This is a genomic window from Streptomyces sp. SPB074 (assembly GCF_000154905.1).
Lineage (GTDB): Bacteria > Actinomycetota > Actinomycetes > Streptomycetales > Streptomycetaceae > Streptomyces.
Window position 1 is genome coordinate 864,614 of the sequence record NZ_GG770539.1, and the last position, 10,345, is coordinate 874,958.

Consider the following 10,345-nt stretch of genomic DNA (forward strand, 5'->3'; position numbering starts at 1 on the left):
TTCGCCGGTCCGGTGATGAGCAGCCCGGCGCCGACGAGCAGCGCGGCCTGGGTGGCCGTCAGCACGCCGAGACGGCACACGGCGCCCGCGCTGCCGCGCGGCAGCGTGAGCCCCCGGCGGCGCCCGTGCTTGTCCGGTGGTGCGACTGGTACGGATACGGACATCGGTCCCCCCACGTTCGGCGCCCGTCCGGCGCGCTCCCGGACCGGCTCGCTGCCGCCGGTCCTCAGCCGTCTGCCCCTGCGGGGACGGGTTCAGGCCGACGGGTTCGCGCGGGGCCCCGTGGTGGGGGGGCGCGGCGGGGTGGGCGGGTGTCCGGTGTCGTCCCGGGTGCCCCGCGCCGCTGCGGCCGGTCCCGGTCGGGGGCGCCGCGGCGCGGGGCGGGTGGGGTGTCAGACCGGGGCCACGTCCCCGGGGTCTCGTTCCGGGGCGGGTTCCGTGTCGCGGGCCGTGAAGCCGAGGAGGTCGCGGGCGGGAGCGAGGTCGATCGGGGTGGCGCGGCCCGGGATCGGGCGGCGCACCGCGGTCGCCGGGTGGTGGGCGGCGATCAGCTCCTCGGTGGGGCGGTCGGCGAGGGTGTGCGGGGCGGCGACGAAGAGGACGTGGTGGCCGCTGAGCGGGGCCGTGACGGCGAGGAGCGCGGCGCGGGCCGCCTCGTGGACGTCCAGGTAGGCCCAGGACTCGGCGGCGAGCAGCCCGGGGCGTGCCGCGTCGGCGGCGCGGTGCGCCGCCATGCGGCGCGCGTCGGAGACGAAGGGGTAGCGGAGGGCGACCGTCGTCATGCCGTGACGGCGGGTCATGGTCGCGGCGGTCGCCTCGTCCACCTGTTTCGACAGCGCGTAGGGGTCGGACGCCTGGAGCGGCGTGTCCGTGTCGAGGGGGTAGTACGGCGGGCGGGCGCCCGTCGTGGAGTAGGTGAGGCCGAGGACGGAGTAGCTGCTCGCGATCATGGCGCGGCGCACGCCGGCGTTCCCCGCCTCCTCCAGGACGGTGAACGTGGCCCGGGTGTTGCCGCCGAAGACCTCCAGCGGGGTGCCGTGGGTGGGGGTGGGGAGGGCGGCGAGGTGGATGACGGCGTCCACGTCGGCGAGGGCGGCGCGGACGGTGTCCGGGTCGCCAGCGTCACCGGTGCGGACGCGGTCGGCGAGCAGGTCGCCGGGGTCGGAGCGTTCCAGGGCGGTGGCTGCGATGCCGCGGGCGCGCAGGTGGGCGAGGACGGCGCGGCCGAGGAGGCCGCCCGCGCCGGTGACGAGGACGCGCGTGGGCGCCTGGGTGCCCGCGCTCCGGGGGTGGGTGTCGCTCACGGTGCCTCCAGCCCGCCGTCGGGGCGGCGTACCCGGGCGGCCCATCTGTCGTGCAGGTGCCTGGCCGGCGGGAAGCGGCGCGCGGCCTTCTCGTCCAGGCCGATGCCCCAGCCGGGTTCGGGCGAGGGGTGGAGGTGGCCGTCCCGGACGACGGGGGTGCCGGGGAAGACCTCGTGGACGGTGTCCTCGTACTCGTGCGACTCCTGGTAGCCGAAGGCCGGGGTGGAGATGTCCACGGCGAGGTTGGCGGCCACGCCGACCGGGGAGATGTCGCCGGGCGAGTGAAACGCGGTGCGCACGCCGCAGAGTTCGGCCAGGGCGACGAGTTTGCGGGTGGGGGTGAGCCCGCCGACGGAGGACGTGTGCAGGCGCAGCAGGTCCACGCCGCCCTCGCGGACGAGGCGGGCCGCGTCGGTGACCGAGCTGAGCTGCTCGCCGACGGCGATCGGCACGGGCGAGGCGGCGCGCACCTCGGGCAGGCGGTCGTAGTGCTCGGGCGCGATGACGTCTTCGAGGAAGGAGAGCCCGTACGGTTCGAGGGCGCGGGCGAGGACGACGGCCTGTTTGGGGGTCAGGCGGCTGTGCACGTCGTGCATGAGGTTGAGGCCGGTTCCGAAGCGTTCGCGGGCGGCGGCGAAGAGGGCGGGGGTGGAGCGCAGGTAGCGCTCGGCGTCCCAGCCGTCGGGGTAGGGGGAGCGCGGGTAGGCGGCCGGGAGGGGCGGGGCGGCGTAGGTGCCGGTGCCGGGCTGGCCGGTCTGGAGGCGGATGTTGCGGTAGCCGCGGGCGAGGAGTTCCTCGGCGCGGTCCAGGGTCTCGGGGATGTCGCGCCCGGTGGCGTGGGTGTACGTTTCGACGGCGGCGCGGGCGCGTCCGCCGAGGAGTTCGTGCACGGGCAGCCCGGCGCGCTTGCCGGCGATGTCCCACAGGGCCTGGTCGACGCCGGAGAGGGCGTTGTTGAGGACGGGCCCGTTGCGCCAGTACGAGGAGTAGTGGATGAGGCGGGTGATGTCCTCGATGTCGGCGGGGTGGCGGCCGACGACGAGCGGGGCGACGTGCGCGTCGACGGCGGCGGCGACCGCCTCGTAGCGCTGGGTGAAGGTGGCGCAGCCGAGGCCGGAGAGGCCGTCGTCGGAGGTGTCGACGCGGACGACGACGAGCGGGATGCCCTCCGGGGCGGTGACGATCGCGCGGACCCGGGTGACGCGCAGCGCCTCGCGGTGCTGCCAGGGGGGCAGGGCCTCGGGCAGGGCGGTCACGGTGTCGTGCGGCTGGTCGGGGTCGAGCGGGGTGCCGGAGGCGGGCCCGGTCATGGGGGTCCTTTCGGGTGGTGCGGGCGGTACGGGTCGTACGGAGCGGGCGCGGGGCGCCGGGTGGGGCGCGGTCAGCCCTTGGAGCCGGTGTCGCCGCCGACGCCGTTGACGACCTGGCGCTGGAAGACGACGAAGAGCAGGAGCGGCGGGACGCTCGCGAGGAAGAGACCGGCGAGGAGCAGTCCCTGGTCGGCGGTGCCCGCGATGACGGGCAGGGTGACGGCGATGGGCTGCTTGTGCGGGTCGGTGAGGGCGATGAGGGGCCAGATGTAGTCCTTCCAGGAGGCGATGAGGGTGAAGAGCGAGATGACCGAGAGCACCGGGCGGGACATCGGGACGACGATGCGCCGCAGCAGGGTGAGCGGCCCGGCGCCGTCCACCCGGGCCGCTTCGTACAGCTCGGCGGGGATGCCGTCGAAGAAGCGTTTGACGAGCAGGAGGTTGAAGGCGTTGGCGCCGGCCGGGAGCCAGACGGCCCAGAAGGTGTTGACGAGGTTGACGCCGAAGCCGGGCAGGTGCTGGACGGTGAGGTAGAGCGGGACGAGGGAGACGGTGCCCGGGACGAGGAGCGTGGCGAGGACGAGGCCGTAGAACGCCTTGCCGTAGCGGGGTTTGAGCACCGAGAGGGCGAAGCCGGCGCCGACGGAGCAGACGAGCTGGGCGGCGAGGCAGCCGGCCGCGAGGAAGACGCTGTTCAGCAGCGAGCGGCCGATGCCGAGGGTGTCGAGTGCTTCGGAGAGGTTGCCGAAGCGGGTCTGTCCCGGCCACAGGGACAGCGGGCGGGCGGCGACCTCGTCGGCGGGCGAGACGGCGCCCTTGAACATCCAGTAGAGCGGCGCGGCGCAGAACAGCACGAGCACGACGAGGACGAGGACGTGCATCCCGCGCAGGACGAGGAAGGTGCCGGGGCGGCGCCAGTCGTGCGGCGAGATGAGGCGGCTCAGCGGCTCGGGGGCGGTGTCCGCGCGGGGTGGGGCGGTGTCGGTCGTCATCAGTTGCTCCAGCGGCGGGTCGCCCGCAGGTAGACGGCGGACATGAGGGACAGCGCGGCGGCGAGCAGCAGCGAGAGGGCGCTCGCCGCGCCGTAGTCGCCGTCCACGAAGGCGTAGCGGTAGATGAGGAGGAGCACGGTCACGGTGGCGTTCTGCGGGCCGCCGTCGGTCATGACGAACGGTTCGGTGAACGCCTGGAGGGTGCCGATGAACTGGAGGAGCAGGAGGAGCAGGACGGTGCCGCGCAGCTGGGGCAGGGCGATGTGCCAGGCGCGGCGCCAGATCCCGGCGCCGTCGGTCTCGGCGGCCTCGTAGAGCTCCGGCGGGACGCGGGTGAGCGCGGCGAGGTAGATGAGGGTCGCGGTGCCCAGTCCGGCCCAGGTGGCTTCCAGGACGAGGCTGAGCATCGCCGTGTGGGTGGACTGGAGCCAGGGGTAGGGGCCGAGGCCGACGAGGCCGAGCACGGCGTTGAAGAGCCCGGAGTCGGGGTCGTAGAACGCCTTCCAGAGCAGGACGCTGACGACCGGGGGGAGCATGACGGGGAGGTAGACGAGGTAGCGGTAGAGGCCGGGCAGGCGGCGGACGGTGGAGATCTGGAGGGCGAGGGCGAGGGGGATCGGGAAGCCGATGACGAGGGCGAGCCCGGCGAACAGGAGGGTGTTCTCCACGGCGGTGGTGACGAGGGGGTCCTCGAAGACGCGGCGGAAGTTGTCGAGTCCGACCCACTGGGCGGCGTCGACGAGGTTGGTCTGCTGGAAGGAGAGTTCGAGGCCCTTGAGGACCGGCCACCAGGCGAAGTAGCCGAAGCAGAAGAGGGCGGGGAGGAGGAAGAGGGCGGCGACGAGGTCGTTGCGGAGCCGGGCCCGGAAGCGGCGCGGGGGCGGTGAGGTGGCGGCGGGCCGGACGCCGGCGTCCTCGGGGCGGGTCTGGAGCGCGGTCACCGGGCGGACTCCAGGTCGTGGCGCACCTGTCCGGCGGCCTTGTCGAGAAGGGCGTCGATGTCGGCGCCGCGGTCGGTGAGGACGGCCTGGACGACCGGGTCGAGCGCGGCGTAGATCTTCTGGGCGGCGACGGGCGGTTCGGGGAGCAGGCGCAAGCGGGGGTTGTCCTCGACGTAGGGGCGGTAGTTCCCGGTGGGTACGTTGGCGTAGGGCTTGATGGCGGCGTCGGTCTTGCGCTGGATCTCCGGGGAGAAGGCGGCGAGCGAGGGGACGCCGATGAGGTGCTTCGGGTCCTTGGCGGCGCGTTCGGCGCGGGCTCCGGCGACGGCCGGGTCGTAGTAGGGGGTCAGGTACTCGAAGACGATCCACTTGACGACGGCGGCCGTCTGGGCGGCGGTGGCGCGGGCGTTGACCATGTCGACGGTGCCGCCGAGCTGGGTGGCACCGCCCCCGGCCTGCGGGAGGGCGGCGGCGGCCACGTCCTTCTTGTCGCCGCCGAAGCGCTGGACGATGGTGATGACGGCGCTGGGCCCGTCGAGGTACATGCCGACCTTGCCGGCGGCGAAGCGGCGCTGGACGTCGGCCTGGTCCTGGAGCTGGTTGCGGCCCATGGAGTCGTCGGTGAAGCGCATGGCGTGGAGCTGGCGCAGGGCGTCCTTGGTGGCCTTGCCGGTGAAGGCGACGGTCTCGTGGTCGCCGTCCTTCTTCGTCATGGCGCCGCCGCGCGCGTAGGTGTGCGCGGTGAGGTGCCAGCCGCCGGTGTTGTTGGTGGTGGTCTCGGCGTAGCCGACGGCGCCGGTCTTGTCGTGGATGGCCTTGGCGGCGGTGCGCACCTCGTCCCAGGTGGTGGGCGGGCGGTCGGGGTCGAGTCCGGCCTTGCGGAAGAGGTCGCGGTTGTAGACGAGGCCCATGGAGTAGGCGGAGGCGGGCTCGGTGAGTCCGTAGACCTTGCCCTGCTTGTCCTTGAGGGGGGCGAGGAGCTTCTTGTTGTACTCGTCGTACTGGGGCCAGGTCTTGAGATCGGCGGTCAGGTCGCGGACCTGGCGGCGGCCGATGAGGCCCTGGGGTTCGGTGAGCGGGACGCGGACGAGGGTCTCGGCGCTGCCGCCGGCGAGTTTGGTGGCGAAGGTCTGCGGGTTCCACTGGGCGTCGGAGGGGACGACGTGGATCTTCGGGTTCTTCTTCTCGAACTCGGCGACGCGGGCCTTGAACGCCTTGCGGCCCACGGGGTCGCTGGTCTGCGGGAGGCCCTGGACGGTGATGGTGACCTTGCCGCCCGCGCTCGTGGAGTCGCCGGACGAGCAGCCGGCGAGGCTCGCGCCGAGCGCGGCGGCGGCTGCCAGGACCGCCGTGGTGCGGAGAGGGAGGGTGCGTGGCATGGGTGTGCTCCTGGATCGGGGTGGCGGCGGGCGGTCAGGCGTCGAGTGCGACGTAGACCGCGCGGACCCCGGTGGCGGCGTTGGCCGTCTCGGCCTCGGTGTCGGGGTCGTGGGCGGGGACGGTGACCGTCGTGCCCGCCGGTGTCAGAGGGGTCGTGTTGCCGTAGAGGTCCACGCGGCGCACGGCGCTCGCGCCGCTGAGGGCGGGGCTGTCGAGGACGACGTGGTCCACGGGGCCGGAGGGGCCGTTGCGCAGGTGGAGGGCGAGGACGTGGGAGCCGTCGGCGAGGGTGAAGCCCTCGGCGCTGGAGACGGCGCCGTCGAGGGTGAAGCCGAGGACGGGGGTGGTGGTGAAGTCGCTCCAGCGGCTGACGGAGGGTGAGTCGAGGAGGGTGGTGAGGGCCTTGAGGGCGCGGCCGTGGCCGCTGAGGGTGCTGCCGCTGAACAGGCACTTGCGGTAGCCGTAGGCGGCGGGGTCGTCGGGGGCGCGCCAGGCGAACCAGAACATCTTGACCATGTCGGGGTGGTCGGCGAGTCCTTCGCGCAGGGCCCAGGAGAAGACCCGGGGGTAGACGTTGCCGATCGAGGCCCAGTCGGTGGTGAAGCCGTACTCGGACTGCCACAGGGCCGGGGTCGCGGAGTGCGCGGCGGCGGCGGTGAGCAGGGCGGGCATGGTGTTGATGGCCTGGTAGTGGATGTCGAGGACGTCCACGGTGTCCCAGGCGGCGCGGGCGTCGAGGGTGCGCAGGAGTTCGGAGGTGGGTGCCCCGGCGGGCCAGCCGCCGTAGACGGTGCGGGCCCCGGCCGCCCGGACGACGGCGGCGGCGGGTTCGTGGACGGTGGCGAAGTAGTCGTCCAGGCCGGAGTTCCAGAACGGGGTGCCCCAGTACGCCTCGTTCCACAGCTGGAAGTAGGTGACGTCGGCGGTGGAGGCCGTGAGCCGGTCCACGGCGCGCTGGACGAAGGCCGTCCACTGGTCGGGGTCGGCGGGCGGGGTCTTGTCGCGCCTCAGCTCGCGTTCGCCGTCCGAGACGGGGGTGCCGTCGGTGGCGGTGACGGTGACGCGGCGGCGGAAGGTCGTCGCGGTCTCGCTCAGCACGGGCCCGATCGCGACGTGCTGCCCGGGGACGGTGAAGTCGTACGGGTCGCGGCGGGCGGCCCACGGGGCGGTGTAGCCGAGCACGGGGAGGGTGCTGACGCCGCCCGCCGCCGCCGTTTCGAAGGCGGTGACGAGGGTGTCGAGCGCGGCGTCGTCCCAGGTGCCCTCGGCGGGCTGGAGCGCGGCCCAGGAGACGTCCTGGCGGTTCCAGGTGAGGCCGAGGCGTTCGTCGGCGACGGGGGCGTCGGCCCCGGCCTGGCACGTACCGGCGAAGCGGGAGAAGAGGCTGTCGGCGGCGGAGGCGGGGGCGAGGGGGGCCGGGGCGGCCGAGGCGGTGGCGGGGAGGGTCCCGGCGAGCGCGGTGCCGCCCGCGAGGGCGAGGAGGGCGCGGCGCGAGAGCCCGGGTGCCGCGGGGCCGGGTCCGGGGCGGCGTCCCGTGCCGGGGGCCGTCATGCGGGGTCCACGACGACGTAGAAGGTGCGGACCTCGGCGTCGGCGGTGAGCTTCTTCGTCTCCTCGTCGGAGTCCGTGACGGGGACGACGACGGTGGCGCTGCCGTGCGCCTCGCGCAGCCAGGTCAGCTCGGTGCGGTTGCCGAGGATGTCGACGCGGCTGACCTTCGCGCCCCTGGGCACGTCCTGGAGGGTCAGGCGCAGTTCGGGATCGAAGCCGGAGAGGTGCCAGGCGGTGGCGTCGCCGGTGAAGTCCCAGAATATGTTCGCCTCGCCCTGCCGGGCCAGGTGGACGGCGACGACCTTCCGCTTCCCGACCGTGAACCCCTCGGCGGCGGAGGCGCGTTCGTCCAGCGCCCGGGGCAGGCGCGGCTCGGTGCGGAAGCGGCTGTAGGTCGTGACGCGGTTCCCGCCGAGGAGGTCGCCGAGGACGGCGAGGGTGCGGGCGTGGGCGGTGCGCTCGGTGCCGTTGTGGAGGCAGCGCCCGTAGCCGTACGCCTTCGGGTCGTTCGCCGAGCCCCAGGCGAACCAGAACAGCTTGAAGCGGTCGGGGTGGCGAACGAGGCCGTGGCCGAGGGCCCAGGCGAACGCCTTGGGGTAGAGGTTGGGGATCAGGGTGCCGTCGGGGACGAAGCCGTGCTCGGTCTGCCAGACGCCGATGTCCGCGTGGCCGCGCCGGGCCGCCGCCGTGCGCAGGTACTCCATGGCGGGCAGCGGGTCGTAGTGCACGTCGAGGACGTCGAGGGTGCCCCAGGCGCGGTGCTTGTCGAGCAGGTCCGTGAGGAGGGTGAGCGGGAGGCCGCAGGGCCAGCCGCCGAAGACGGTCTTCCCGCCGCGCGCGCGGATCGCCTTGGCGGCGGGGAGGTGGATGTCGGTGAAGTACTCGTCCATGCCGCCGAACCAGAAGCTCGACCCCTGGTACGCCTCGTTCCAGACCTGGAAGTACTCGACGCCGTAGGGCTCGGCGGAGAGGAAGTCCACGACGCGTTCGACGTAGGCGAGCCAGGCGGCGCGGTCGGCGGGCGGCGTGAACGTCTTGTTGATCTTCGTCTCGGCGTCCTGGACGACGCGCCCGTCGTCCAGGCGGGTCACCTTGAGGTGCCGGGTGAAGTGCGTGTCGTTCTCGGCGGTGACGGGGCCGTAGGCGTAGTGCCTGCCGCCGCTGTCGAAGGCGTACGCGTCCCTGCGGCCCGCCCAGCGCGCGGTATACGCGAGGACGGGCAGGACCCGGACCCCGGCGCGGCGGGCGGCGAGGATCTGGTCGCCGAGCGCCTGGAGGCGGCTCTGGTCGAACTGCCCCTGGACGGGCTCCAGGTTCTGCCAGGGGATGTCAAGGCGGTTCCAGCCGATGCCCGCGAGGGCGGGCACCTGGGCGAGGGAGCCGGCGGGCACCTGGCAGACGCCGTTGAAGGCGCCGAAGACGGAGGGGACGCCGGCGGTGACGAGGGCCGGGTCGGCGGCGGAAGCGGCCGCGGCGGACGCGGCGTCCGGGGCGGCGGCGGCCGGGGCTGTCGTGCCCGGGAGCACGCCGCCGGCGAGGGCGAGGCCGCCGACGGCTCCGGCGGACTGGAGGAGCCCGCGCCGGGAGACGGCGGCGGGGAAAGCGGTGGATCGGGACTGGTTGCGGCTCGGCATGGACCGGTCCTCTCGGTGAGAAAGCGGTTGCGCAGACCGTAGCCACGTGAGGGAAATGGCGCAATACCTTCGGCGGAGAAGAGTTGCGAACCCTGGTACAACGCTTTCCCATGCCGCTAGGATGACGCCATGGTGGACAGAAGTGGTGAGCCGCAGGTCCGTACGGCGGCGCGGCTCAGCGATGTGGCGGCGGCGGCGGGGGTCTCGCTCTCGACGGCGTCCAAGGTGCTCAACGGCCGGGGCCGGGCCTCGGAGGAGACCCGGCGGCGCGTCCTCGCCACGGCGGCACGGCTCGACTTCCAGCCCAACGCGCTGGCCAAGTCCTTCGCTCTCGGCCGTAGTTACACCATAGGGATTCTGGCCAACAACGCGCCCGAGACGTTCACCATGCCGGTGCTCATCGGCGCCAACGCCGAGCTGAGCCGCTACGACATGGCCTCGCTGCTCTACAACGCCGACCGCGACCCGGAGTTGCGCGCCGAGCACGTGCGCAGGCTGCGCGCCCGGCAGGTGGACGGGCTGCTCGTCATCGGGATCGGCGCGGACGACCGGCTGCCCTCGGTGAGCGGCTTCCCCGCCCCCGTCGTCTACGTCAACGGCGTCTCGGACAGCCCGCGCGACGCCTCCTTCCCGCCCGAGAACCGCAAGGCCGGGCGGATGGCCGCCGAGCACCTGATCGGTCTCGGGCGGACCCGTATCGCGCACATCACGGGCGACGAGATGGCGCCCGCCGTCATCGACCGCGGCGCGGGCTTCCGCGAGGCGCTGCGCGAGGCGGGCCTCACGATGGCCTTCGGGCAGCCGCTCTTCGGCAACTACTACCGCGAGTGGGGCTTCCGCGCCGCGCGCCGCCTCCTGGACGCGAACTGCCCCGTGGACGGCCTCTTCGCCGGGAACGACGAGATCGGCCTCGGCGCCTTCGCCGCCTTCCGCGAGGCGGGGCTGCGGGTGCCCGAGGACATCGCCATCGTCGGCTACGACAACTTCAGCCGCATCACCAACCTCCAGAAGCGGGTCCTGACCACCGTCGACCCGAACCTGGAGACGGTGGGCTCGGCCGCCGTGCGCCACCTGCTGCGCGCCATAGGCGGCGACGCCGAGCCGGGCGTTCACTCGGTGGACTGCACGCTCGTGGAGGGCTATTCGACGGTGGGCGGTACGCCGCCGGGCGCGCCCGTCGAGGTCGTCTTCTCGCTCTGAGCGCCCGCCCCGGGGGGCCCGCCCCTCCGCGCA

General features: G+C 73.7%; 8 protein-coding genes. 1 reads left to right on the plus strand and 7 read right to left on the minus strand.

All coding sequences use genetic code 11. The annotated features are described in order from the left end of the window. Nucleotides 1–392: 392 nt before the first annotated feature. The 7 genes from SSBG_RS03560 to SSBG_RS03590 form a co-directional block, all read right to left on the minus strand. Nucleotides 393–1,304 (minus strand): NAD-dependent epimerase/dehydratase family protein, encoded by a 912-nt coding sequence (locus SSBG_RS03560; protein ID WP_008744856.1) that lies wholly within the window; start codon nt 1,302–1,304, stop codon nt 393–395. Further along, nucleotides 1,301–2,614 (minus strand): enolase C-terminal domain-like protein, encoded by a 1,314-nt coding sequence (locus tag SSBG_RS03565; protein ID WP_078491204.1) that lies wholly within the window; start codon nt 2,612–2,614, stop codon nt 1,301–1,303. Before SSBG_RS03565 ends, SSBG_RS03560 begins: the two co-directional genes overlap by 4 nt. Before the next feature lie 71 nt (nt 2,615–2,685). Continuing rightward, the gene (locus SSBG_RS03570; protein WP_050776718.1) at nt 2,686–3,606 is read right to left on the minus strand and encodes a carbohydrate ABC transporter permease; all 921 of its coding nucleotides are present in this window, start codon (nt 3,604–3,606) and stop codon (nt 2,686–2,688) included. Beyond that, nucleotides 3,606–4,547, minus strand: a complete 942-nt coding sequence (locus tag SSBG_RS03575) for a carbohydrate ABC transporter permease (RefSeq protein ID WP_008744859.1) — start codon at nt 4,545–4,547, stop codon at nt 3,606–3,608. Before SSBG_RS03575 ends, SSBG_RS03570 begins: the two co-directional genes overlap by 1 nt. Then, the gene (locus tag SSBG_RS03580; protein ID WP_008744860.1) at nt 4,544–5,926 is read right to left on the minus strand and encodes an ABC transporter substrate-binding protein; all 1,383 of its coding nucleotides are present in this window, start codon (nt 5,924–5,926) and stop codon (nt 4,544–4,546) included. The genes SSBG_RS03575 and SSBG_RS03580 overlap by 4 nt, the downstream gene beginning before the upstream one ends. A gap of 34 nt (nt 5,927–5,960) precedes the next feature. Then, nucleotides 5,961–7,478, minus strand: coding sequence for a hypothetical protein (locus SSBG_RS35345; RefSeq protein ID WP_008744861.1), 1,518 nt, complete (start codon nt 7,476–7,478; stop codon nt 5,961–5,963). Beyond that, on the minus strand, nt 7,475–9,112 hold the full coding sequence (locus SSBG_RS03590) for a peptidase C14 (protein WP_008744862.1): 1,638 nt from the start codon (nt 9,110–9,112) through the stop codon (nt 7,475–7,477). Before SSBG_RS03590 ends, SSBG_RS35345 begins: the two co-directional genes overlap by 4 nt. A gap of 129 nt (nt 9,113–9,241) precedes the next feature. Here SSBG_RS03590 and SSBG_RS03595 point away from each other — a divergent pair, with 129 nt between their 5' ends. Continuing rightward, nucleotides 9,242–10,312 (plus strand): LacI family DNA-binding transcriptional regulator, encoded by a 1,071-nt coding sequence (locus tag SSBG_RS03595; RefSeq protein ID WP_078491205.1) that lies wholly within the window; start codon nt 9,242–9,244, stop codon nt 10,310–10,312. Nucleotides 10,313–10,345: the final 33 nt, after the last annotated feature.

Coding starts and splice junctions, on each gene's coding strand:
- SSBG_RS03565 (WP_078491204.1), bottom strand. CDS start 2,614: ATGACCGGGCCCGCCTCCGGCACCCCGCTCGACCCCGACCAGCCGCAC.
- SSBG_RS03570 (WP_050776718.1), bottom strand. CDS start 3,606: ATGACGACCGACACCGCCCCACCCCGCGCGGACACCGCCCCCGAGCCG.
- SSBG_RS03580 (WP_008744860.1), bottom strand. CDS start 5,926: ATGCCACGCACCCTCCCTCTCCGCACCACGGCGGTCCTGGCAGCCGCC.
- SSBG_RS35345 (WP_008744861.1), bottom strand. CDS start 7,478: ATGACGGCCCCCGGCACGGGACGCCGCCCCGGACCCGGCCCCGCGGCA.
- SSBG_RS03590 (WP_008744862.1), bottom strand. CDS start 9,112: ATGCCGAGCCGCAACCAGTCCCGATCCACCGCTTTCCCCGCCGCCGTC.
- SSBG_RS03595 (WP_078491205.1), top strand. CDS start 9,242: ATGGTGGACAGAAGTGGTGAGCCGCAGGTCCGTACGGCGGCGCGGCTC.